Source organism: Enhygromyxa salina, from assembly GCF_002994615.1.
Classification (GTDB): Bacteria; Myxococcota_A; Polyangia; order Nannocystales; family Nannocystaceae; genus Plesiocystis; species Plesiocystis salina_A.
The window spans coordinates 1-22,949 of record NZ_PVNK01000062.1 but is presented as its reverse complement, the minus strand read 5'-3'; the positions used below and the strand labels follow the sequence as shown (position 1 = coordinate 22,949).

The 22,949-nt window shown below is 70.5% G+C and carries 16 protein-coding genes and 1 pseudogene; 10 read left to right on the top strand and 7 right to left on the bottom strand.

Features of this window, described 5'->3' with window-relative positions:
• Nucleotides 1–10: 10 nt before the first annotated feature.
• Nucleotides 11–3,148 carry a preprotein translocase subunit SecA gene (secA, locus tag ENSA5_RS05540; RefSeq protein ID WP_106390529.1) on the bottom strand — a complete coding sequence of 1,046 codons (3,138 nt, stop codon included), beginning with the start codon at nt 3,146–3,148 and terminating at the stop codon, nt 11–13.
• Between the two features lie 90 nt (nt 3,149–3,238).
• Between secA and ENSA5_RS05535 the strand changes: the two genes are divergently transcribed.
• The 8 genes from ENSA5_RS05535 (at nt 3,239) to ENSA5_RS05500 (ending at nt 14,402) form a co-directional block, all read left to right on the top strand.
• Nucleotides 3,239–4,210 (top strand): S66 peptidase family protein, encoded by a 972-nt coding sequence (locus tag ENSA5_RS05535; protein ID WP_181197403.1) that lies wholly within the window; start codon nt 3,239–3,241, stop codon nt 4,208–4,210.
• Nucleotides 4,211–4,722: 512 nt separating this feature from the next.
• Entirely contained in the window at nt 4,723–7,071 is a 2,349-nt protein-coding gene (locus ENSA5_RS05530) for a transglycosylase SLT domain-containing protein (RefSeq protein ID WP_106390525.1), read from the top strand.
• Nucleotides 7,072–7,178: 107 nt separating this feature from the next.
• Nucleotides 7,179–9,149, top strand: coding sequence for a methyl-accepting chemotaxis protein (locus ENSA5_RS05525; RefSeq protein WP_146155358.1), 1,971 nt, complete (start codon nt 7,179–7,181; stop codon nt 9,147–9,149).
• 4 nt (nt 9,150–9,153) lie between these two features.
• Nucleotides 9,154–9,615 (top strand): chemotaxis protein CheW, encoded by a 462-nt coding sequence (locus tag ENSA5_RS05520; RefSeq protein WP_106390521.1) that lies wholly within the window; start codon nt 9,154–9,156, stop codon nt 9,613–9,615.
• Nucleotides 9,615–9,989, top strand: a complete 375-nt coding sequence (locus tag ENSA5_RS05515; protein ID WP_106390520.1) for a hypothetical protein — start codon at nt 9,615–9,617, stop codon at nt 9,987–9,989. The genes ENSA5_RS05520 and ENSA5_RS05515 overlap by 1 nt, the downstream gene beginning before the upstream one ends.
• Complete coding sequence (locus ENSA5_RS05510) at nt 9,989–12,007, top strand: hybrid sensor histidine kinase/response regulator (RefSeq protein WP_106390518.1); 2,019 nt, start codon at nt 9,989–9,991, stop codon at nt 12,005–12,007. The genes ENSA5_RS05515 and ENSA5_RS05510 overlap by 1 nt, the downstream gene beginning before the upstream one ends.
• Nucleotides 12,004–13,041 carry a chemotaxis protein CheB gene (locus ENSA5_RS05505; RefSeq protein ID WP_106390516.1) on the top strand — a complete coding sequence of 346 codons (1,038 nt, stop codon included), beginning with the start codon at nt 12,004–12,006 and terminating at the stop codon, nt 13,039–13,041. Before ENSA5_RS05510 ends, ENSA5_RS05505 begins: the two co-directional genes overlap by 4 nt.
• Nucleotides 13,042–13,070: 29 nt before the next feature.
• Nucleotides 13,071–14,402: a CheR family methyltransferase gene (locus ENSA5_RS05500; protein ID WP_146155357.1), complete on the top strand. Its 1,332-nt coding sequence runs from the start codon at nt 13,071–13,073 to the stop codon at nt 14,400–14,402.
• Between the two features lie 56 nt (nt 14,403–14,458).
• On the opposite strand, the gene ENSA5_RS05495 is transcribed toward ENSA5_RS05500, so the two are convergent.
• The 3 genes from ENSA5_RS05495 to ENSA5_RS37080 form a co-directional block, all read right to left on the bottom strand.
• Nucleotides 14,459–15,199: a hypothetical protein gene (locus ENSA5_RS05495; RefSeq protein ID WP_106390513.1), complete on the bottom strand. Its 741-nt coding sequence runs from the start codon at nt 15,197–15,199 to the stop codon at nt 14,459–14,461.
• A 136-nt stretch (nt 15,200–15,335) separates the two neighbouring features.
• Nucleotides 15,336–16,163, bottom strand: coding sequence for a 2,3,4,5-tetrahydropyridine-2,6-dicarboxylate N-succinyltransferase (locus ENSA5_RS05490; RefSeq protein ID WP_106390511.1), 828 nt, complete (start codon nt 16,161–16,163; stop codon nt 15,336–15,338).
• A gap of 22 nt (nt 16,164–16,185) precedes the next feature.
• Nucleotides 16,186–16,467: a hypothetical protein gene (locus ENSA5_RS37080; RefSeq protein WP_181197402.1), complete on the bottom strand. Its 282-nt coding sequence runs from the start codon at nt 16,465–16,467 to the stop codon at nt 16,186–16,188.
• A gap of 186 nt (nt 16,468–16,653) precedes the next feature.
• Between ENSA5_RS37080 and ENSA5_RS37075 the strand changes: the two genes are divergently transcribed.
• Together ENSA5_RS37075 and ENSA5_RS05480 are read left to right on the top strand one after the other, a co-directional pair.
• Entirely contained in the window at nt 16,654–17,559 is a 906-nt protein-coding gene (locus ENSA5_RS37075; RefSeq protein ID WP_181197401.1) for an AAA-type ATPase lid domain-containing protein, read from the top strand.
• Nucleotides 17,560–18,015: 456 nt separating this feature from the next.
• The gene (locus ENSA5_RS05480) at nt 18,016–19,107 is read left to right on the top strand and encodes a hypothetical protein (RefSeq protein WP_146155356.1); all 1,092 of its coding nucleotides are present in this window, start codon (nt 18,016–18,018) and stop codon (nt 19,105–19,107) included.
• Nucleotides 19,108–19,278: 171 nt separating this feature from the next.
• Here ENSA5_RS05480 and ENSA5_RS05475 read toward each other — a convergent pair whose 3' ends face one another.
• From ENSA5_RS05475 to ENSA5_RS37070, 3 genes and pseudogenes are all read right to left on the bottom strand, one after another.
• Nucleotides 19,279–21,543 (bottom strand): thiamine pyrophosphate-dependent enzyme, encoded by a 2,265-nt coding sequence (locus tag ENSA5_RS05475; protein ID WP_106390505.1) that lies wholly within the window; start codon nt 21,541–21,543, stop codon nt 19,279–19,281.
• A gap of 140 nt (nt 21,544–21,683) precedes the next feature.
• Complete coding sequence (locus ENSA5_RS05470) at nt 21,684–22,175, bottom strand: hypothetical protein (protein ID WP_106390503.1); 492 nt, start codon at nt 22,173–22,175, stop codon at nt 21,684–21,686.
• 2 nt (nt 22,176–22,177) lie between these two features.
• Nucleotides 22,178–22,949, bottom strand: a pseudogene (locus ENSA5_RS37070) (hypothetical protein); the annotation flags it as partial.

Here is a 22,949-nt window from a genome sequence, read left to right as displayed (position 1 = left end):
TCGCCCGGGTTCAGGCCTTCTTGCGTCGCTTGCGCCGCCCGGACGACTTCTTGCCGTCCTTTTGGATCTTGGCCGCGGCGATCGCCTTCGCGGCGCTGGCCTCGATCGTGTCGTCGGCCGAGGGCGTCGGCGCCGCGGCGGCCTGGCGCTGCATCTCGGCGAGCGCGGTCGCGGCCGCGTTGCGCTCGGCGGTCCCGAGGGTCGAGGCCTTGAGCTTGGCGACGGCGGCCTTGGCCGCGGCGTCGAGCTTGTCGAGCTGGCCGCCCTTGCGGCGCGTGGCCGTCGACCGCTCGCGTCGCTGCGAGGCCTTGGTCAGGGTGCTCTCGTACTCGGCGCCCTCTTCGGCCCGGCGCTTGTCCTCTTCCGAGAGGCGCATCTGCAAGACCTGGTCGAGCACGGTCTGCGCGATGTTCTCCCACATCGCGCGGAACAGGGCGAAGCCCTCGATCTTGTAGGCGTTCTTGGGGTTCTTGTTGGCGTAGCCGAGCAGGCCGATCCCGGCCCGGAGCTGCTCGATGTTCTTGAGGTGGCCGATCCACTGCTCGTCGATCTCGCGCAGGTAGACCCGGCGGATCTGGTACAGGAACACGTAGAGGCCAAACTCCTGCTCGCGCGCGAGCAGCGAGGCCTCGACCTGCTCCCAGCAGGTGTCGACGAGCTGATCGATGTCGTCGCGGACGTCGGACAGATCGACCTCGACGTAGAAGCGCTCGAGCAGCTGCTTCTCGAGGGCCTCGAGCTCCCACTCGTCGGGGTGGACGTCCTCGGGGCAGGCCTCGATCACGGTCTGCTCGATGTGCTCGTAGCAAAGATCGTGGATCCGCTCGCGCTGCTGGATCAGCGAGGCGGCGACGACCTCGAGCGCGCGCTCGATGATCTTGTCGCGGTCGAGGCGGACGTCGTCGAGGGTGACGAGCGAGCCGTAGTGGCGGTAGATGTCGTGGGTCAGCTCGTGGGGGACGATGCCCTCGGGCGGGAAGGGCTCGGGGACCTCGTGGTCGAGCCCGGCCTTGATCAGCTGCTCGCGGCAGTGGCGATCGATGATCGCCACGGTCCGCTCGCGCATCGTCTCGGCCAGCGAGGGGATCGTGTGCGGGCCCGAGGTGTCCGGCGGCGGCGGGAGCTTGCGCTTTTGCTCCTTGCGGGCCTCGTCGTCGAGGATCTCCGGCTGGTAGCGACCCTCGAGGATCTGGCGGCGCAGGGCGTAGATCGCCTTGCGCTGCTCGTTCATCACGTTGTCGTACTCGAACAGGTTCTTGCGCGTGTCGAAGTGCATGGCTTCGACCTTGGTCTGGGCGTTCTCGATCGCCTTGTTGACCATCGGCGCCTCGATCGGGACGTCCTCCTCCATGCCGAGGCGCTCCATCAGGCCGGTGATGCGATCGGCCCCGAAGATCCGCATGAGGTCGTCCTCGAGCGAGAGGAAGAAGCGCGAGGCGCCGGGGTCACCCTGGCGACCGGCGCGGCCGCGCAGCTGGTTGTCGATCCGGCGGCTCTCGTGGCGCTCGGTCCCGAGGATGAACAGCCCGCCGAGCTCGAGGACCTCGCGCTTCTCTTCCTCGCACTGAACCTTGAGCCCCTCGTGGAGCTTGGCGAAGGCCTCGGGCTCCTTGTCGGGGTCGTAGTGGGCCCGGGCCATGAGCTCGGGGTTGCCGCCGAGGATGATGTCGGTCCCGCGCCCGGCCATGTTGGTCGCGACGGTGATCGCGTGCTTCCGCCCGGCCTGGGCCACGATGTAGGCCTCGCGCTCGTGGTTCTTGGCGTTGAGGACCGAGTGCGGGATCCCGGCCCGGTCGAGGAGCTGGTGGATGACCTGGGACTTCTCGACGCTGGTCGTGCCGACCAACACGGGCTGGCCGCGCTCGTGGCACTCGCGGATCTGCTTGACCGCGGCCATGAACTTGCCGCGCTCGCTCTTGTAGACGAGGTCGTCCATGTCGTCGCGGATGATCACGCGGTTGGTCGGGACGACGATGACGTCGAGGTTGTAGATCTTGTGGAACTCCTGGGCCTCGGTGTCGGCCGTCCCCGTCATGCCCGCGAGCTTGTCGTACATGCGGAAGTAGTTCTGGTAGGTGATCGTGGCCAGGGTCTGGGACTCGGGCTGGATCGGGACGTTCTCCTTGGCCTCGATCGCCTGGTGGAGCCCGTCGCTCCAGCGCCGGCCCTCCATCTTCCGGCCGGTGAACTCGTCGACGATCACGACCTCGCCGCGCTCGACGAGGTAGTTGACGTCGCGCTTGTAGAGCACGTGGGCGCGCAGGCCCTGGTCGACGTGGTGCTTGAGCTCGACGTTTTCCTTGGCGTAGAGGTTCTTGCAGCCGAGGACCTTCTCGATCCGGTCGACGCCCGCGTCGGTCAGCTGGACGCTGCTGGCCTTCTCATCGACGACGTAGTCGAGGTCCTTGCGCAGCTGCGGGACGGCGCGGTCGACGGTCTTGTAGAGCTCGGCCGGCTTGGCGCTCTCGCCCGAGATGATCAGCGGGGTCCGGGCCTCGTCGATCAGGATCGAGTCGACCTCGTCGACGATCGCGTAGTTCAGCTCGCGCTGAACGTACTTCTCGATCGTCTCCTTCATGTTGTCGCGGAGGTAGTCGAACCCGAACTCGTTGTTGGTCCCGTAGGTGATGTCGCAGCGGTAGGCTTTTTGGCGCTCGTGGTGGAACAGGCCGTGGACGATCGCGCCGACCGAGAGCCCGAGGAAGTTGTAGAGCTGGCCCATCCACTCGGCGTCGCGCGACGCGAGGTAGTCGTTGACGGTGATCAGGTGGGCGCCGCGCCCGGACAGGGCGTTGAGGTACAGCGCCGCGGTCGCCGTCAGGGTCTTGCCCTCACCGGTCCGCATCTCGAGCACCATCCCGCGGTGCATCGCGATCGCGCCGATCATCTGGACGTCGTAGTGGCGCATGCCGAGCGTGCGGACGCCGGCCTCGCGCACGACGGCGTAGGCCTCGGGCAGCAGATCGTCGAGGGGCTCGCCGTTGTAGATTCGCTGCTTGAAGTCGGCGGTCTTGGCCCGGAGCTCGTCGTCGGTCAGCGGCTGGACGGTCTTCTCCAGCGCGCCGATCTTGTCGACGAGCGGCTGGATCTTCTTGATCTGCCGCTGGTGCTTGGTGCCGAACACCTTCTTGAGGACGCGTTGGAACATGTGTGATGGCGAGGGTAAGTGGGGGTGCGCGCGCTGTCTACGCGAGCGCTCCGGGGCCGTGTTCGCGTATGCTGGGCAGCGCAGCCGACCGTGAATCAGACCAACGCTACCCCGCCAGGGCGGGGATCTGACCGGGCGCGGCCCGAGGCCGGCGAGGCCGGGTGGGTCCACGTGGTCGCGCCCTCGGGGCCCGTGAACCCCGAGCGCGTTCGGCGTGGGCTCGCGCACGTCGGTCGGCGCTACGGCGCCCCGACCCTGGCCGCCAACCTCGAGCGCCGCGCGGGCTACTTCGCCGGTGACGACCGCGAGCGCCTCGAGGCCCTCGACCTCGCGCTGCGCGACGACCGAGCCCGCGTGGTCTGGGCGGCGCGCGGCGGCTACGGGGCCACGCGCTTGCTCGCGCGCCTCGATCCCACGGCGCTGCGAGGCGGCGACCGGCGCAAGGTCCTGGTCGGCTTCTCCGACGTCAGCGCGCTGCTTTGCTGGGCCTGGGTTCACGCCCGCGTGCCCTCGATCCACGGCCCGGTCGTGGCCCAGCTCGCCGAGCTGCCCGAGCACGATCGCCAGCGCCTGTGGGATCTGCTCGAAGGCGAGCTGCCGCCACCTCTGGTCGCCGACGAGCACGGCGCCAGCCTCCACGGCGGCCGCGTCGAGGGCCCGCTGATCGTCGCCAACCTCGAGGTCTTGCGCACGCTGATCGGCACGCCGCACATGCCCTCGCTCGACGGGGCGATCCTCGCGCTCGAGGAGATCGGCGAGCGCCCCTATCGCATCGATCGCGCGCTCACCCAGCTGCTCGAGAGCGGCTCGCTGCGCGGCGTCGTCGGCGTCGCGGTCGGGGATCTGCACGGCTGCGTCGAGCCCGAGGGCGGCGGCAGCCGGGGCTTCACCGCCGACGAGGTCCTCGACGATCGCCTCGGGCGCCTCGGGGTGCCCGTCGTCCTCGGCCTGCCCTTCGGCCACGCGCCCACCCGCAACGCCGCCCTCGCGTTCGGCGTGCGCTCGCGCCTCGACGCCGACCAGGGCTCGCTCGAACAGCTCGAGCCCATCTCCAACGGCTAGCCCTGAATCAAGCGCTGCGCGCTCGACTCAGGCCTTCTAGTCCTCGAGGGGCCTTTCAAAAAGGCCCCTCGCTGCGGCGGCAAAGCCCCCTCCGCTCACCCCAAACGCTCGCCTTGCGGCTCGTACTAGCCCTAAATCATTCAGCTTTTTGAATTCAGCGCTTGATTTAGGGCTAGCAGCCCGTGGTGCAATGCCTCGCGCCGCCAAAACTTGCAGTACGCCCGGTACAGCGGCGTCTTGGCTTCGCGCCCTCGGCGAAGATTCCGGCGCGAGGCGACACGATACATTGCACCACGGGCTGCTAGAGCGTCGACGAAGGATCCGGAACACTTCGCGGCCGAGATCCGTGGACCTTCGCCGCGCTCGCGCAAATTCCTCCCATTCTTGCCCGCCCGGCTGGGCAACGTTAGAAAGCTGAAGAGATGGCCAGGCGTGCTCGAAAAACGGGGGTAGGTTTTTGTCCCACATCCCGATCGGGGGGCCGATTTGGCGCGATTTCGGCCCTGTGCCTGGTGTCGATCGGGCTGGTCGGGTGCCATCAAGAGACCCCGCCGCTGCTGTCGACCGCCGAGACCAACACGGTCGGCACCAACGAGGTGCCGATCGACGAGGCCGAGGCCGAGGCCGACGAGGTCGAGCCCGGCGCGCGCACGCTGTGGTTCGCGGATGGCCCGGGCCACGATGCGATCCTCGCCCGCGAGCGGCGGGACCACGCGAGCGCGGTCGCGAGCCTCGACGAGCTGCTCGCAGACCCGGAGCTGTCGAACTCCGACCGGGGCGCGGCCGAGCTCCTGCGTGCGTTTGAAGATCTCCGCGTCGACCGTTGGCCCGAAGCCGCGCAGCGCCTCGCTCGCGCGCGCGCGACCGAGGCCCTGGCCCCGATCGAGCCCTATCTGCGCATGCTCGAGGCCCAGGCGCGGCTCGACGCGAGCGAGAGCGAGGCCGCGCTCGAGCTCATCGACGAGCTCGGCTCCGACTTCGCGGCTGGACGCGCGGCGGGGGTCCCGGCGCGGGTCTTGCTGATCAAGGCCGACGCCCAGGCGCGGACCCAGGACCGAGCCGGAGCGATCGCGTCTTACGAGGCGTTCACGACCCACGCCAAGGGCAGCGAGCTCCACGAGGCCCGGCGCAAGCTCGCGGTCTTGCTGCTCGCGGGCGACGACGACGACAAGCGCGCCGCCGCCAAGCTGTTCGAGCGGCTCGTCGTCGAGGTCCCGCTGTCGGACTACGGCGAGGAGGCCGCCGCCGAGCTCGACAAGCTCGAGAAGGCCAAGCTGATCACGCGGACCAAGGCCGAGCGCAAGCGCCTCGATCGCCTCGCGGCCAAGGCCGAGATCGACCGCCACCTCGATCGTCGCAGCTACGGCGCGGCGATCACCGCCGCCGACGCATTCATCAAGCGGGCCAAGCAGCTCGGGGCCGACGAGGGCGATCGCTGCGAGGTCCTGTACGCCAAGGGCTCGGCGATCTTCAAGCAGCGCAAGCGGCCCGCGGCCCAGCCGGTGTTCGACCTCGCGGCCAAGCACTGCAAGGCGGCCGGCGACAAGACCCTCACGGTCAAGACCCGCTACCAGGCCGCGCGGGGCCTCTACGCTGGGGGCAAGCACGCGCAGGCGGCCAAGCGCTTCGAGACCCTCGCCAACGATCACGCCGATCACAGCTACGCCGACGACTGCTACATCAAGGCAGGCGAGTCGTGGGAGTCGGCCGGCGAGCCCGGCAAGGCCCGGGCGGCCTACGAGCGCGCGCTGGCCAAGCACCCCAACGGCGACATGTACGGCGAGGCCCTGCGTCGGCTCCTCGTTCAGGGCTTCGCCGAGGGGCGGATCCAGGACGCGCTCGATCTGATCGATCGCTCGATCGCGGGCGGCAAGATCCACGGCGACGAGCTGGCCAAGCTCCACTATTTTCGCGGCAAGGCCCTCGATCACCTCGGCGACGCCGACGAGGCCGAGGCCGCCTACACCCGCGCGATCGAGACCCGCCCGCTCAGCTACCCGGCCCTCCAGGCGCTGTCGCGGCTGCGCGAGCGCGACGAGGACGCGGCCGCGCGCGGGTTTGCGTTGATCTCGACGGGCACCAACGAGGCGGTGCCCGAGCTCGAGCTCCCGGCCACGGACACGGCCCGTCGGGTGAAGATCTGGGCGAGCCTCGGGCTCGGAGATCAGGCCAGCGAAGAGCTCGACGCGGCCGGCATCGACGGCTGGCCAGCGGTTGCGACCCTGGCCCAGGCCGGGCTCTACAGCGAGGCCCAGCGGACCCTCGCCGGGCTCGGCAGCAGCTGGCGGCGCGGGGGTCCGGCCGGAGACAGGCGCGCGCTGTGGGAGCTCGCGCATCCGGTCCCCTTCCGCGGCCTCGTCGACCCGGGCGAGCAAGGGCACGGCGTGCCGCGGATGCTGACCTACGCGATCATGCAAAGCGAGAGCCGCTTCAACCCCGGCGCGACCTCGTGGGCGGGGGCGCGTGGGTTGATCCAGCTGATGCCCGCGACCGCCGACAACGTGGCTCAGCGTGCCGGCCTGAAGCTCGATCCCAGCCAGCTCTACGATCCCGCGGTCAACCTCGATATCGGCCAGCGCTACCTCGCCGGTCTGACCGCGCGCTGGGGCAACGTCGACGGAGCCCCGGCTCTGGCCGTGCCCAGCTACAACGCGGGCCCCGGCCGAACCGACGAGTGGCTGCAGCAGCGCGGGAGCTGGGACCTCGATCTCTTCGTCGAGGCCATCCCCTTTGACGAGACCCGTCGCTACACGCAGTCGGTGCTCGGGCGCTGGGCGGCCTACAGCTGGCTCTACGGGGACGGGGATGATGCGGATCGCATGCCCTACATTCCGCTTCGGATCCCAGCCCGCGCGGGCTGAGCCGAGCGATCCCGCCCCCGTTGACTGAGGCTCGGGCCCCGGCGCAATCAAGGCGGTCGACTCTCGCGCGTCGGTGAGCGATGCTGGGTGATGCCCCGGAGACCTCGGTGAGTCGACGGAACGTCTTCATACCCACGCTCGCGCGCGTCATCGCGCTCGACACCGTGGGCACGGCCATCTTCGTGGTCCTGTGGGCGGTGACGGATGTGGTCGGCGTCGGCCTGGCCCTGGGTCTGACCGCCGCCCGCGTGGGTGTGTGGATCGCTCATCTGCGCGCCCTCCTCGGCCCGGTTCGGGCCTGGCGCCTCGCGGGCGACGACGCCGGAGACACGCAGGTGCTCGAGGCCGACCGCGCGCTGGACCGGCTCCCTCGCCTGTTCTTGCCGGCCTACCTGATCGGCTGGGTCGCCGTGTTCGGGCTCGGTGCGCTGCTCAACGGTTCGACCGAGGCGATCGGCCACGCCGAGCTGCTCGCGTCGGGGTTGAGCGCGCTCGCGCTGGTGATGATGACGCCGATCTTGCTCGGTCCCTTGTTCCGGGTCTCGCTCTTGGACCCGCGCCTCGAGCTCGGCGAGGTCTTGCTCGAGCGGGGGCTCGACGGTTCGCGCTCGCCGAGCTCGGTCGGTGGCTCGGCCATGGCTCGAGCCGTCACGCTGGTCGTCGGGACGATCCTCGGTGTCGGTGGCTTTGGCGGGCTCGCGCGGGCTCAGGCGCTGCGCGACGCCGAGCTCAACGAGCAGCTGCGCCGCGCGGAGCTGAGCGCGCTCCGGATCGAGGCAGGGCTCGGTCAGGCCCTCGATGGCGTCGCGCTCGTCGGTCCGGACGAGCTGCCTGAGCTCGTGCGCGACGAGCTCGAGCCCGGCAACGAAGCTGCGCCGATCTTCGCCTACGACTCCGCTCGCCGGCTCGCGGTCGCGGCCGCGCCCACGGGCGACGGTCGCTGGGCCGTGGCTGAGGCGCGACCCGATGAGCAGCTCGACTCGCTGCTGCTCGGGCTGCTCGTGCTCGTGCTCGCGGTCGCGCCGCCGATCGCGTTCCTGGGCTGGATCCACGGTCGCTCGCTCTCGGGCCCGATCGAGCGCTTTCACGGCGCGGCGCGGCGCCTCGTCGAGGCCGGAGAGCTGCGCGCGCTCGGGCGCGTGGTCCCGCTGCACAACGACGAGCTCGGCCGCTTCGCGATCGTCTTCAACCGCATGCTCGACATGCTCGAGGAGCTCGCGCGCACGGCCCAGGCCGTGGCCGAGGGCGATCTGAGCGTCGAGCTCGATCACCCTGGCGAGCTCCACGACGCGTTTCGGGGCATGCTCGCGCGCCTCCACGAGATGGTCGTCCGGATCCGCGAGACCGCGCTCGAGCTGGCCTCGGCGGCGGCCGAGATCCACGCGATCACGCAGCAGCAGGAGCAGGCGGCCGAGCAGCAGTCGGCGAGCGTGCAGCAGGTCAGCGCGACGGTCGGCTCGCTCGCCGAGTCCGCCGAGCAGATCACCCAGACCGCGAGCAGGGTGCTCGACAACGCCGAGCAGACGCTGATGACGACCGACGCCATGGTCGCCAAGATCGGTGAGCTCAGCGGCGAGGCCGCGAGCGTCGGCGACCTGCTCGAGGTCATCCGCGAGGTCGCCAAGCGCAGCGATCTGCTCGCGCTCAACGGCTCGCTCGAGGCGACGCGGGCCGGGGAGGCCGGACGCGGCTTCGCCCTGGTCGCGGCCGAGATGCGGCGCCTCGCCGAGCGCGTGACCGGGACGGTCGCGGACGTCCGCGACCGCGTGACCGACATCAAGGCCTCGGGCACGAGCACGGTGATGGCGACCGAAGACAGCCGCAAGCTGGCCCAGAGCACGGCCGAGGCCGCGCGGGTGATCTCGACCGTGACCCAGCAGCAAAGCGACGACACCGAGCAGGTCTCGCTGAGCGTGCAGGAGCTCGCCGAGATGGTCGTCGCGGCCGCGCTCGCGACCTCGCAGACGCGCTCGGCGGCCGAGGGCCTGCGCGCCTACGCCCTCGAGCTCGAGCGTCTCACGGGGGCGTTCGTGATCCGGGGCGACCTGCCCGACGCGGTCGAACAGGACCAGGAGTGAGCTGATGTCCGCCCCGGAGACGACCACGACAACCGCGCTGATGCCGATGGTGATCGGCGAGCACCGCATCGCCGTCGAGGCCCTGAGTGTGCTCGAGATCCTGGGGCCGCAGCAGTGGGTTGCGATCCCGAACACGCCGCCGATGCTGCCCGGCGCGCTGGCCTGGCGCGGGCGCGCGGTCGGGGTCTTGGATCTCGGGCCCGCGCTCGACCTGCCCACGCTGAGCGCTCCGAGCACCCGCAATCGCAACGCGATCTTGCAGCTCACCGACGACACCGTGGCGCTGTCCGTCGATCGCGTGCTCGAGGTGTGTCGCGCGGCCGCAGACGCGATCGCGCCGGTCCACGCCGCGAGCTGGGTGGTCGACGGCGGGCTGCCCTGCCGCGGTGAGATCGAGCTCGACGAGCTCGTCGTCCCGATCCTGGATCTCGACGCCTGGGCCGTCGCCAGCCGGAGGGCTCGCTGATGCGGGTGCTCGTGCTCGAGGGCGTCGGCCTCGCGATCCCCGATCAGATCGTCGAGGCGATCGAGGGCGTCGCGTCGTCGGGCGGGCCCGAGCTCGGGCCGTGGTTGCCATCGATCTTCGACGGCAGGTCGACGCCTGCGAGCGGGCGTCGGCGGGCGCTGCGACTGCGGGGCGGCGCACGCGTCGAGGTCCCGGCCGCGATGCACATCGCGGAGGTCGGCGAGCTGCTCGACCTGCCGGACCTGCTGCGCGAGATCGGCGAGCGCCAGGGCGTCGTCGGCCTCGTCGAGCTGCCCGAGGCCTTGACCCTGGTCTGTGATCCCCGCCGCCTCCCGCAGGTCGGGGAGGCGGGGCTCGTGGAGGGGGCGGACTAGTGGGCCGCGCGGGGCGGCGTGAGGCCTTGCTGGCCCGGTTTCGCAGCGGATCGCTCACGCGGATCACCGAGGTCAGCGCCAAGCTCGAGAGCCCGGCTCCGCTGAGCCCCGAGCTGCTGTCGGAGCTGCGAGCGCCGCTGCATACGCTCAAGGGTGAGGCCCGGATGCTCGGCCTGACCTCGCTCGCGGCGCTCGTCCACCACCTCGAAGATCGCCTCGTTGAAGACAGCGCCGAAGAGGCCAGCCTCGCCCGTGTCCGGGCTGTCATCGCCCTGATCCACGCGCGCCTGCGTGCGCCCTTGCTCGAAGACCGCGGGGCCGAGCGCGCGCTCGAGCGAGGTCTGGCGCTGCTGGCCGGGACCGACGAGCAGCCCGAGCTCGCGGAGCCCGGGCCCGGGCCGGGGGCTCGGGTCGAGCGAGCCGACGCGCCCGTCACCGAGCAAGGCCCGAGCTCGGCGGCTGCCCTCGGCCGCGCCGAGGCCGACGCGCACGCGAGCTTCTCGATGGTCCGCGTCGACCTGGTCGACGAGCTGTGCGAGCGCCTCGAGGTCCTGCGCGTGAGCCTCGGCAGCAGCTCGGACCGGTCCGCGAGCCGCGACGAGGAGTTTCGCCACGAGCTGGCCGAGCTGGCCGAGCTGGCCTGGAGCTTGCGCTTGGTCCCGGTCGAGCCCGCGCTCGAGAGCCTGTCCGAGCACGCGCGCGCGCTCGGCGAGGAGCTGGGCAAGCCGCTGCGCGTGCGGATCGACGCGGGCGGGGCTCAGCTCGAGCGCTCGCTGCTCGAGCGGCTGCAAGAGCCGCTGATGCACCTGGTCCACAACGCCGTCGATCACGGGGTCGAGGCGGCGGGGGACCGGGCCGGCAAGCCCGGCGAGGCGGCGCTCGAGATCGTCGCGCGCTCGGTCGGGCCCGAGGTCGAGATCGCGGTCATCGATGACGGGCGCGGCGTCGACCTCGAGCGCGTGTGTCGGCTCGCGCGCGAGCGTGGGCTGCTCGACGAAGCCGCGGCCGCGGCCGCGGGCCCCGACGAGCTGCTGCCGATGTTGTTCGAGTCGGGGCTCACGACGGCGGCCACCGTCAGCGAGCTGTCCGGTCGCGGCGTCGGCCTCGACGCCGTGCGGCGCGCGGTCGAGGGCCTCGGCGGCGAGGTCTCGATCTCGTCCGAGCGCGGGCGCGGCGCTCGGTTCACGATCCGGGTGCCGGCGACGATCAGCCGCGAGACCGTGGTCGTCGTCGAGCTCGGGCAGACCTTGTGGGGCCTGCCCTCGCGCCGCGTCGGGCCGGTCGTGGCGATCGACGACGACAGGACCCCGAGCGCGGCCTCGACGGTCGTCGTCGACGGCGCCCACCTCCCGCTGCTGTCGCTGGCGCGGCTGGTCGGCGCGGGTGACTCGGCCGAGGACAGCGAAGATCGCGTCGCGATCTGCTGCAGCCACGCGGGCCGCCGCTACGCCCTCGCGAGCCCGACCTTGCTCGGGGAGTTCGAGCTCTTTCGTCGGCCGATGGGGCCGCTGCTGGCCAGCGTTGGCCCGGCGAGCGCGAGCTCGGTGATGGACGACGGCCGCCTGGTGCTGTTGCTGGAGCCGGCGGCGCTGCTCGCTCGGCGGGCGCGACAAGACACCCGCGAGCTCCGGCCCAAGCTGGTCAAGGCGCGCCCGCGGGTGCTGGTCGTCGATGACTCGCCGATCGTGCGCGAGCTGATCGTCGAGCTGCTGACGGCGGCCAAGCTCGAGGTTTACACCGCCGGCGACGGGCGCGAGGCCCTCGAGCTCCTCGACCGGCGCGAGGTCGACCTGGTCCTGTCCGACGTGGAGATGCCCAAGGTCGACGGCTTCGAGCTCCTGGCCCGCCTGCGCCGCCGGTACCCGGAGCTGCCCGTGATCATGGTGACGACCCGGGGCTCGGTCGCGGACCGCGAGCGTGCGTCCTCGCTCGGCGCGGACGCGTACCTGGTCAAGTCGGAATTTCGCGACCAGAACATGTTGGAGGCGGTGGCGCGCTTCGTGGAGGTGACCCGATGATCCGCGTATTTGTCGTCGATGATTCACAGATCTGTTGTGAGCTGCTCAGTGACCAGCTCGAGGAGGATGGCGACATCGAGGTCATCGACATTGCGGCCAGCGGCGTCGAGGCCCTCGCCAAGCTCGCCGCGACCAACCCCGACGTGGTGACCGTCGATCTGAACATGCCGGGCATGGACGGGCTGACGCTGATCGAGACGATCATGGCCCGGGATCCCCGACCGATCATCGTCGTCACCGGGCTCGACGCGCGCGAGCGGGATCTGGCCGTGGCCGCGACCGAGCGGGGCGCGCTGGGCCTGGTCAACAAGGTCGGACCCGCCGACGCCGAGGCCAGCGCGGCCCTGCGCGAGAGCGTGCGTCGGCTGGCGAACGTCGATGTTGGCGAGCCCGCCCCGCGAAGCTCCTCGTCGGGCTCGGGGGCGAAGTGGCCAGCGCCGCGGGCGGCCGATCGCCACGCCACCCCGATCGTCGCGTTTGGCTCGTCCGCGGGCGGCCCCAAGGCGCTGTTCCCGGTCCTCGACGCGCTCCCGCCTCAGCTCCCCGCCGCGCTCGCCGTCGCCCATCACCTGCCACCCGACTTTGTCTCGGCGTTCTCGCGCTTGCTCCGCTCGCGGATCCAGTTCGAGGTCTGCATCGCCCACGAGCCGGTCGAGCCCGAGCCGGGGGTCCTGGTCCTGGCACCGGGCGGCACCGACCTGGTCCTCGAGGATGGCCGGCTGCGGTCGCGGGCGGCCAGGCCCGGGGCCCTCGCGTGCCCGCGGGTCGACGTGTTGTTCGAGTCGCTCGCGGGCGTCGCCGGAGCGCACGTCGGGGTCGTGCTCAGCGGGTTGGGCGACGACGGCAGCCGTGGCCTCGCGGCCATGCGCGACGCGGGCAAGCTGACGATCGTGCAGGATCGGGCCACGGCCACGGTCTGGGGCATGCCCCGCGCCGCGCTCGGGTCGGCGCTCGAGGTCCTCAACACCCATGAGATCGACGAGGCGATCACCCGCTGGCTCCGAAAACGCGGGCCCTCGGGGAGGTCCGGGTGAGCCGCGAGTGAGCTTCGAGTGGGGTGGACTTGAAGCGCATCTTTGAGCTGCTGCGCGCGAGCTATGGCCTCGACCCGAAGCGCGGGGGCATGGCCAAGGCGCTCGCGCGGCACGTCGAGGCGCGGCTCGAGGCGCTCGGGATCGACGAGCCCAGCTACGTCGAACGGATCCGCGCCGACGCGTCCGAGCGCGCGCGTCTTGTCCACGCCGCGACGGTGCGCCACAGCTGGTTTTATCGCGACCCGGACCAGCTCGACCGGCTCGCCGAGCTCCTCGCGGCCCGCCACGCCGCGGACCCCGGGCGGCGTCTCGGGCTGTGGGTCGCCGGCTGCGCGACGGGTGAGGAGCCGTGGTCCGTGGCCATGCTCGCCGATGAGCGAGCCCTGCCGCTGCGCGTGCTCGCGACCGACGTCGACGCCTACGCGATCGCCGACGCACAGGCCGGCCGCTACGGCGCGTGGACCCTGCGCGAGCTGCCGCCGCGGCTGTGGCGATACCTGAGGCCCGCGGGCGAGCAGCAGTGGTCGGTCGACGAGGGCCTCCGCAGGCGGGTCGAGTTCGCGGTCCACAACCTGTGCGATCCACCGCCGCCCGGTTGCTTCGACGTGATCTGCTGCCGCAACGTGCTGATCTACTTCGAGCCCGCGCGCGCCCACGCCGTGGTCGCGGGCCTGCGCGCGTCCCTCCGGGCCGAGGGTGAGCTGATCCTCGGAGCCGGGGATCTCATGTTCCAGATCGGCTTGGGGGAAGGGCCCTCGGTCCCGGGCACTGCCTCGGCTCACCGCCTTGCGAAGCCGAAGCCGAAGCCGACGCCGACGCCGAAGCCGAGGCCGACGCCGAGGCCGACGCCGAAGCCGACGCCGAAGCCAAAGCCAACGCCGAAGCCGAAGCCGAGCTCCGAACCCGAGCCGCCCCGGGCTTCAGCCGAGGACGACGACAGCGACGCCGCGCGCCTCGACCAAGCTGGCGCCGCGGTCGATTCCGGCGACAACGAGCGGGCCCTCGAGCTGCTCGAGGCGCTCGTGCGCAGCGATCTCCTCCTCGCCGAGGCCCACCTGTGGGCTGGCATCGCCCACCACAGCCTCGGCAACGACGGCGAGGCCGCGCAGGCGCTCCGCCGAGCCCGACTCCTGGCCCCGGAGCTGTGGCCCGCGACCTTGTTCGCTGCGCTGAACAACGAGCGTCGGGGCCGCTGGCAGCCCGCGCGTCGCTGTTGGGCCGAGCTCGAGCGAAGCATCGACACCCCCGACGCCCCGGCGATCCAGGGCACGCCGACCTTGCTGGAGGCGCTGCCCCGCTGGCGAGGCGAAGCCCTGGCCCTGGCCCGCCAGCGCAAGGGGCGTCCTGACGGGCCGCCCTGACAGACTTCCAGCCGACGACGAAGCCCTCGGCGAAGAGGCCAGGCGGCGAGAAGGTCTCAGGCTTCGGCTGGGCCTTCGCTCTTGCCCGCGGCCTCGAGCGCGAGCTTGCGCTCCATGCCGCGGACCTTGGCCGTGAAGAAGGCCTCGGCGCCTGCGTAGAGCGCGACGAAGGTCCAGATCGGCGACAGATGGGTGAGCAGGGCCAGGCTCCAGACCGCGAACACCAGCGAGGCGCGGCCGACGTCGCCGTTGAGCAGCTGGCCGGTGCCAGGCAAGAACAAGCTCAGGAGCCCGGCGGTGACCGGTAGCCGCGGCTCGTCGTCGTCCTCGTAGGACATCAGCTCGTCGGGCTCGCGCAGGACCAGCGCCGTGGTCTCGCCGAGCTCGTGGGCGGCCTCGCGGTACATGGCCTCGAGCTGGGCCTTGCGCTCGGGCGAGATCGTGTAGCGCAAGCTGGTGTCGGACACCGGGTTGAGCTCGCCAGCCTGGACGAGCACGTCGATCGCGGTCTGGATGTCGGTTCGCGGGCGCTCGAGCGCGCGCCCGGCCGAGACGGCCGTGATCGTGGTGACGGCGGGCTCGCTGAACAAGCTCAGGATCTGGGCCGTGAGCGGGCTGCGTTCATCCGCCACCATGCGCGGGCCGTCTCGGCCGGGCGCGGCGTCGTGGTCCCAGCCGACCTCACCGCGATCGCTCAGCGGCGCCCGAGGGCCCTCGGGTTGGCTCGGCTCGCCAGGCTCGCGATGGCGACGGATGCGGTCGAGCGAGCGACGCGCTTTGGACTTGCCTTCGGGCATGCGTGGGGGTCCGACTGAACAAGAGCATGCCAATGATCTCCGGCCAGGGGTACCGGCGTGAAACAACACCGGAATAGTTGCGCGCTGACGGCCGCGGCTCCCCGCGGCGCGCGTCTGTGCGCCATGTGCGCAGGCCTCAGACAGAGACGGCGAAGTCGCGGAGGGCGTCGTTGAGGCTCGTGCGCATGTTCGTGCTCTGTTTGCGACGGCCGATGATGAGCGCGGCCGCGAGCTGGAAGTCACCGGCCGCGAAGGACTTGGTCCGCGTGCCGGGGATCACGACCGAGCGGGCGGGGACGCGGCCGCGATACTCGACCGGCTCGGGGCCCGACACGTCGATGATCGGGGTCGAGGCGGTGATCACCACGTTGGCGCCGAGCACAGCCTCTCGCTCGACCCGCACGCCCTCGACGACGATCGCGCGCGAGCCGATGAAGCAGCCGTCTTCGATGATCACGGGCGTGGCCCCGGGGGGCTCGAGCACGCCACCGATGCCGACGCCGCCCGAGAGGTGAACGTCGCGGCCGATCTGCGCGCAGCTGCCGACGGTCGCCCAGGTGTCGACCATGGTCCCGCCGCCGATCCTCGCGCCGATGTTGACGTAGCTGGGCATGAGCACCGCGCCCCGCTCGATGAAGGCGCCACGCCGGGCGGTGGCCGGGGGGACCACGCGGACGCCGGCCTCGGCCCAGCCGCGCTTGAGCGGGATCTTGTCGTAGTACTCGTAGGGGCCGATCTCGATCGTCTCGAGCTTGGTCAGGCCGAAGTAAAGCAGGATCGCCTGCTTGACCCACGCGTGGACGACCCAGTCGGACTCGGGCGACTCGCCGGGCTCGGCGACCCGCAGCTCACCGCGGTCGAGCAAGTCGATGGTCGCTTCGACAGCCTCGGCGTACTCGGTCTGGGCGAGCAAGCTGCGGTCGTCGTAGACCGCGCGGATCAGGCGCTGGAGGTTCTCGCTCATGGACGGCGGTCTAGCACGTCCGTCAGCACTTCTTGAACTCGTCCATGGTCTCGGCCGCGAGGCAACGCTCGACGCTCGCTTTGGAGTACGTCTCCTTCTTGCACTGATCCACGACCTCTTCGCGCCCCGCCTCGGCCGCGTTGGTGAGGACCTCGGGCCCGAGCTTCTTGCTGTCTTCGCTCAGCTCGGCCGTGTAGAGATCGACGAACTTGTCGCCGAGCTTGGCGCAGTCTTCTGCGGAGGCGTTGCAGCTGCAAACGGTCGCGAGCAGGCACATGTACACGCTGATCGGGAGGTACTTCATCGCGGCCGGCCGAAGGTAGCGGGCGTTCGAGCCGATTGCGATCGTTGCCGCGATCGCGAACGGCTCCGGGGCCGGTTTAATACGCACTTTTTTCGTGACCCGACACACGGAAAAATGTCCTGTTTATACAAGACTGACGCTGGCCATTTTGCACTTGGGCTTTACGAGCCACCCGCCGGGACTCCCATGCCCAACGACCGCATCTCCGACCGCCCGACCCGCCCGCCCCGCGCCAAGGCGACGCCGTCGTCGCGCTCGGTCGCGGGCGCTCGGCTCCGCGAGCGCCCGCCGGTCTTCCTCGGACGCAGCGCCGCGACCCTGGCTGTGATGGAGCAGGTCCATCAGGCCGTTCACAGCCGGGGCCCAATCTTGCTCGTCGGCGCCGCGGGCACGGGCAAGCACACCGTCGCCCGGCTCCTGCATCACTTTGGCGGCGGCGAGATCCCGACGCTCGAGCGCGTGACCCTCGACGCCTTCGGTCAGCTCGGTCGCGTCGGTGAGTTCGCCTATCTGAGCCCGCTCGAGCACCTGTCCACGGAGCGACAGGCGCAGCTCCCCTGCGAGCCCGATCACGGACGACTGATCCTCGGGACACGGCTCGATCCCGACAGCGCCGAGGGCAAGGCTCGCCTGAGCCCGAAGGTGATCCGTCGGTGTCGCGTGCGCATCGACCTGCCGCTGCTGTCCGAGCGCATCGAAGATCTCGAGGCCCTGGTCCTGGAGATGATCCAGACCACGCCCGTGACGCGGCCGGTCTGTGGGATCTCCGATGACGCGCTCGACTGTCTGTACGACTACGACTGGCCCGGCAACGTGACCGAGCTGCGCGAGGTGATCCTGCGCGCGCTCGCGCGGGGCACGGGCGCCGAGATCGAGCTCCAGGACCTGCCATCTGCGCTGCGCCTGCGGGACGTCGCTCGGATCCACGGGGTCTCGCCCAAGCAGCAATTCTCGCTCGCGTGGGCCGAGCGTCGCGCGGTCGAGCAGGCGATGCGCCTGGCCAGGTACAACAAGCGGCGGGCCGCGCGGTTGCTGGAGATCGGCAAGTCCACGCTCTATCGCAAGCTCAGGCAGTACGGATACGAGCTCTGACCCCTCGACCCAAATCAAGCGTTGAATTCAAAAAGCTGAATGATTTAGGGCGAGTACGAGGCGCAAGGCGAGCTTGGGGGGCAGCGGAGGGGGCTTCGCCGCCGCAGCGAGGGGCCTCATCGAAAGGCCCCTTGAAGATTGGAAGGCCTGAGTCGAGCGCGCGGCGCTTGATTCACGGGCGTACTGCAAGTTTTGGCGACAAAGCCCTCGGCGAAGAGGCCAAGCGAGGCGGCGCGAGGCATTGCACCCCGGGCTGCTAGCAGCCCGGGGTGCAATGCATCGTGTCGCCTCGCGCCGGAATTTTCGCCGAGGGCGCGAAGCCAAAACGCCGCTGTACCGGGCGTACTGCAAGTTTTGGCGACAAAGCCCTCGGCGAAGAGGCCAAGCGAGGCGGCGCGAGGCATTGCACCCCGGGCTGCTAGGGCACGTGGTGGTGACAGGGGCTATGATCCACGCATGTCCGCCCTTTCCGCGTCCGACGCAGGCGCAGGGCCGCGTCCGATCGGGCGCGGGGTCCTGCTGCTCCTCGCGCTCGCGGCCGGAGTCGTGGCCGGGTGCCCGCTCGAGCTCGACCGCGGGGTCTCGTGCGGCGACGGCTGGTGGGATCCAGACAACGAGCAGTGTGATCCGCGGGATCCCGCGTCGTACATCAACGCCTGCCGCGCGCAGGGCTTTGCGGTCGACGCCGAGTGCGACCCCGAGAGCTGCGAGGTCCGGGCGAGCGAAGCGGACTGCACGGTCTGCGGTGACAACGTCGCGTCGGGCGACGAGGAGTGCGACGGCAACGATCTGCGCGGCCGGGGCTGTGAGGCGGGCTCGGGCGTGCTGCGCTGCACCGACGCATGCACCTTCGACTACGACGGCTGCCCCGAGGTCTGCGGCGACGAGGTCGTCAACGGGACCGAGGAGTGCGAGCCCAACCTCTCGTGCGGAGATGACTCGGACTGCACGGGGGATCGCGTCTGCTACCAGCTGTTCGGCGAGTGCGTCGCCGCGGGCGAGAACTTCGCGCCCAACCTCTCGTGCAGGGGCTACAACACCAAGGCGATCGGCATCTCCAAGGGCTACGTGTCCGGCACGATCGACCGCTGCACGGACGAGTGCTTCTTCGGGCGCAACAACTGTGGCTTTTGCGGCGACGATCAACTCGACGGCGAGTACAGCGATCTCGTGTTCCCCAGCGGCGAGCCCGTGACCTTCCCGGCCGAGGTCTGCGACGGCGCCCAGGCCCAACCGGAGCTGCTCGAGGCCTACTGCGAGCCGCTGTGTATCGACGAGCCGACCAACTCGGACGTCGTCGTGCTGTGTGACTTCGAGTGCAACGCGGACTGCACGGGCTTCGCGGGGCCGAGCGACGTCGTCCCGGACCAGAACCCCGAAGCGATCGGCTGCTGCCTCGCGAAGGGCTCTCCGTGTCCAAACTTCGACACCGAGGGTGTGCCCAACTTCCCGTGCTGTTCGTGGCTCGACAACCCCAAATGGTTCGAGGACAAGAAGTGCGTGGCCGCGGACACGGGCCAGATCCCGATCACCTACGTCTGTCCCTAGCGAGGAAGCTTGTATGACCCCGACAGCCGTCAGCGACTCTGCCACGCACGGCCGGTCGCTCCCTCCCTCGGTGGGCTGGGATGAGCTTCGCAATCGCTTGCGTGGCCCCCTAAAAGGGGGCTTCAACGCAGCTTAGACCCAGCGAATGAGTCGAGGGGACTTGGCCAACCTTCAGCCGACGAAGGCGCGGTTGGGGGTCCACAGGACCCGGGTGCGCGCGGGCTCGCTGACGGTCGGGGCGCGGCCCGAGCTGGCGCTCGCGGCCGGGCGGCGCAGCTCGACGGCCATGGTCTGCTCGGCGGCGGCGACGATCTTCGCGGGTGAGACCACGATGCTGTGCTCGAGGTTGATGTTCTGCGGGATCCCGGGCACGGCGTCCTGGCCGAGGACCCGGGTCACGACCGGGCTGCCGGCCATGGCCTCGATCGTGTGGCCCTGGATCTCGCGGCCGATGCTGGCGAACACGCGATCTTCATGGACGACGAGCAGCCGCCCGGTCTTGCGGACCGAGGCCAGGACCGTGTCCATGTCGGGGGGGACGATCGTGCGCAGGTCGATCATCTCGACGTCGATGCCGCGCTCGCTGAGGGTCGCGATCGCCTCGTGGGTGAACAGCGTGCACCGACCCCAGGTCACGATCGTCAGGTCGCGACCCTCGCGCCGGACCGCGGCCTTGCCGAGCGGCACGCGGAAGTCGCTGGGCAGATCCGGGATCAGGCCCTGCATGCCGATCGCCCGCTTGAGTCGCTTGACCTCTTCGGGGTCCGAGGGCTCGCCCGGGAACGCGTCGCCGAGGGTCATGCGGTACAGGCCCTTGGACTCGAACACCACGACCGGGCCGCTGTAGTCGGCGGCCGAGCGCAGCAGCCCGTAGCAGTCGCGCGAGGTCGTCGGGGCCACGATCGTCAGGCCGGGGATCGAGCCGTAGAAGCCCTCCATGCACATCGAGTGGTAGATCGCGCCGCCGTGGAGGGGCTCGACGGGCAGCCGCGCGATGACGTTGGCGCGGACCGTCCCGTTGGTCTGCCACAGCAAGTTGCCCATGTAGACCAGCCAGTGGAGGGTGTTGAGGCTGTAGTCCGAGAACTGGATCTCGGGCATCGCCGTCGCGCCCTCGTGGAGCGCGAAGCCCATCGCCGCGCCGAGGATCAGCGGCTCGTTGATCGGCGCGTCGCGGACCTGGTCGGGGAAGCGCTCCCACAGGCCCTTGGTCGCCTGCATCACGCCGCCGCGCTCGGCCACGTCTTGGCCGTAGAGCCAGGTCATCGGGTTGTGGTCGAGGATGTCGCGCATCGCCGCCCGGATCGCGCCGTTGAGCGAGATGACCGTCTGGCGACCGACCGACGCGGGCTCGACGGCCTCGGGGTAGGGGTCGTAGATGTGGTCCCAGACCGACTCGGGCGTCGGCTCGGGCTCGTCCTCGGCGACGCGCATGGTCTCGACGATGTAGTCGTCGGCGGCCTTGCCGACGCGGCCAAAGTCGTGGCGCTTGTAGTAGTCGCCGCGTGACTCCTCGTTGCGCGTGATGATGTCGTCGGGCGCGAGGATGCCCTGCTCGACGAGCGCCTCGCCGAAGTCGTTGACGCAGTCGTGGGCCTCGAACACGAAGTTGTAGACGCCGGCGTTGGAGTGGCCGTTGAGCCGAGCGAGCTCGCGGACCCAGACCAGGGCCGGGCGCTGGTTGTCGCGGCAGTAGGTCGCCGCGGCCTTGGTCGTCTCGTAGACCTCGATGAAGTCGTTGCCGTTGGCGACGAAGAACTCGAACCCGAAGGCCTTGGCGTAGGCCTCGAGATCCCGCAGCCCGCGGCCGTCTTCGGGCTTGACGCTGATCGCAATCTCGTTGTCGGTCACGCACAGCAGCAGCGGCAGATCGAGGATCGAGGCGCCGGTCATGCCCTCGTGGAGGTCGCTCTCGGCCATCGACCCGTCGCCGATCACCGCGACGACCACGCCGTCGTCGTGGCCCTTCTTGCGCATGCCGTGGGCGTAGCCGACGGCCTTGCCGAGCTGCATGCCGAGGGCGCTCTGGCACGGGAGGATGTTGAAGCGCGGGTCGTTGAAGTGCGCGGTCATCTGGCGGCCGCCGCTCCAGGGATCGGTGACCCGCGACAGCTGCTGGCGCATGTGATCGAGGTGAAAGTCGTCGTAGCCGCGCAGCCGCGCCCACATCGACAGGAGCCCGGCCGAGCGGTAGTGGCCGGAGATCCCGAACGCGTCGGTGTTGACGACCTCGCTGTAGGCGATCGCCTGGGCGGCGCCGTGGAGCTCCTCGCCCGGGCCCCAGATCGCGAATTTGATGTTGCCCTTGGAGCACTCCTGGACCACGCGCTCGACGTGGCAGCGGGCCATGCACATCTCGCGGTACGCGAGGCGCAGGAGCTCCGGCGTCAGCGTGGGGTGGTGTTCGAGCCTGTTGAGCGGGTACTTCGCGGCCATGGTTCACCTCGCCGCGGGCCGCTCGATCGTTGGACGACGGCGGCTCCGGCGGCCGCAAAGTAAGCGATCTGGTTCAGCGCTGCCAGTGAGGGAGCCCCGCCAAGCCAGTGTGAAGGCGGTGCGAAGGCCAGTGCGCATCCTCAGCGCTGAACCGTGGCCTCGCAGACGATCTTGGCGGCGGGGCTCGAGGGCGTGGGTTGCGTGAGCTCGCAGCTGTCCGCGCGGATGAACTCTTTGTCCGGGTGGTTGGCCGTCCACTTCGAGGCGCAGACCTTGGCGCAGTCGAGCTCGGCGACGCTCGGGCCGGCGCCGCGCTCGACCAACTCGTCGAGCTCGGACTTGCTCAGCTGGGCCTCGAGCTCGAAGCTCTTGGTGGGCAGCGTGAGCAGTCGCAGTCGGCGCGCGAACGGGTCTTGCGCTTGCGTCGGTCCGAGCTGCGCCTCGCCGTCGAGCGCCCACAAGGTCGCGCGTGACAAGAACATGTCGGGGTGGCGGGCGCCGACGTGGACGCCGGCGAGGAACAAGAGCGCGACGATCGTCCCGGGGATCCCGATCCAGCCCAACAACCACCGGAGCTTGCCGGGGCGCTTGCCGGCTGCTTCGGTGCTGGGGGTCTTGGCGGCCTCGGCCATGCTCAGTTCTCCTCCACGTCGGGGTTGGAGCCATCGTCGGGAGTCGGCCCTGGGTCTGCCTGCGCCATCGGGCGGCGCTTGTTGATGATGACCTTGCCGCGGTTTTCGGGGTCGAGGACCGGCGCGCTGCCGGCCGGGGGGGTGGCGTCGCTCATGAAGCTGCCGAGCTGCTTGGACGCCGCGTCGGTCGTTGGCTCGGCGCCGAGCAGCCCGGCGAGCGCGCGCAGGAGGTTGCGATAGTAGCGGTCGCGCTGGGCGAGGTCGGCGAACACGAGGGCGTAGTCGCCATTTTTGTCTCCGGTCCACGACGTGGCCTCGAACTTGGGCGGCTGGGCCTGGGCGACGAGGCCGATGATCACGTCGGCGCCGTCGCGCTCGCGGGTCGTGAGGTCGGCGAGCAGCGCGTCGACCTCGGCCCCGGGCGCGACGTCCCAGATCACGATGCCCTGGAGCTGAAGCTCGACGCCGAACAGCAGCTCGAAGCTCGCGCGGGTCGCCGCGAACAAGCTCGCGCCGTAGCCGAGCCAGTCTTCGCGGGCGATGACCAGGGCGGGATCGACGACGAGCTTGACGCGCAGGACCAGGGAGTCGTCGAAGCGCGCGCGCAGCTCGGGGCCGACCGGGTCGGCCTTGGCGATCGCCAGCCCGGCGAGGGCCTGGGCCTCGGGGGTCGACGGGGCGGGCGTGTCGGGCGTGGAGTTGGGAGCGGGGATCTCGGGGTCGCCCTCGGTGTCGGAGCTCGGGGGCGGCTCGCCCCCGGTCTCGGCCTGGTCG

Bases quoted from the DNA above. Each gene is read 5' to 3' on its own strand.
- secA (WP_106390529.1), bottom strand. From the start codon at position 3,148: ATGTTCCAACGCGTCCTCAAGAAGGTGTTCGGCACCAAGCACCAGCGG.
- ENSA5_RS05520 (WP_106390521.1), top strand. From the start codon at position 9,154: ATGTCCGCCCCGGAGACGACCACGACAACCGCGCTGATGCCGATGGTG.
- ENSA5_RS05515 (WP_106390520.1), top strand. From the start codon at position 9,615: ATGCGGGTGCTCGTGCTCGAGGGCGTCGGCCTCGCGATCCCCGATCAG.
- ENSA5_RS05505 (WP_106390516.1), top strand. From the start codon at position 12,004: ATGATCCGCGTATTTGTCGTCGATGATTCACAGATCTGTTGTGAGCTG.
- ENSA5_RS05495 (WP_106390513.1), bottom strand. From the start codon at position 15,199: ATGCCCGAAGGCAAGTCCAAAGCGCGTCGCTCGCTCGACCGCATCCGT.
- ENSA5_RS05490 (WP_106390511.1), bottom strand. From the start codon at position 16,163: ATGAGCGAGAACCTCCAGCGCCTGATCCGCGCGGTCTACGACGACCGC.
- ENSA5_RS37080 (WP_181197402.1), bottom strand. From the start codon at position 16,467: ATGAAGTACCTCCCGATCAGCGTGTACATGTGCCTGCTCGCGACCGTT.
- ENSA5_RS37075 (WP_181197401.1), top strand. From the start codon at position 16,654: ATGCCCAACGACCGCATCTCCGACCGCCCGACCCGCCCGCCCCGCGCC.
- ENSA5_RS05480 (WP_146155356.1), top strand. From the start codon at position 18,016: ATGTCCGCCCTTTCCGCGTCCGACGCAGGCGCAGGGCCGCGTCCGATC.
- ENSA5_RS05475 (WP_106390505.1), bottom strand. From the start codon at position 21,543: ATGGCCGCGAAGTACCCGCTCAACAGGCTCGAACACCACCCCACGCTG.
- ENSA5_RS05470 (WP_106390503.1), bottom strand. From the start codon at position 22,175: ATGGCCGAGGCCGCCAAGACCCCCAGCACCGAAGCAGCCGGCAAGCGC.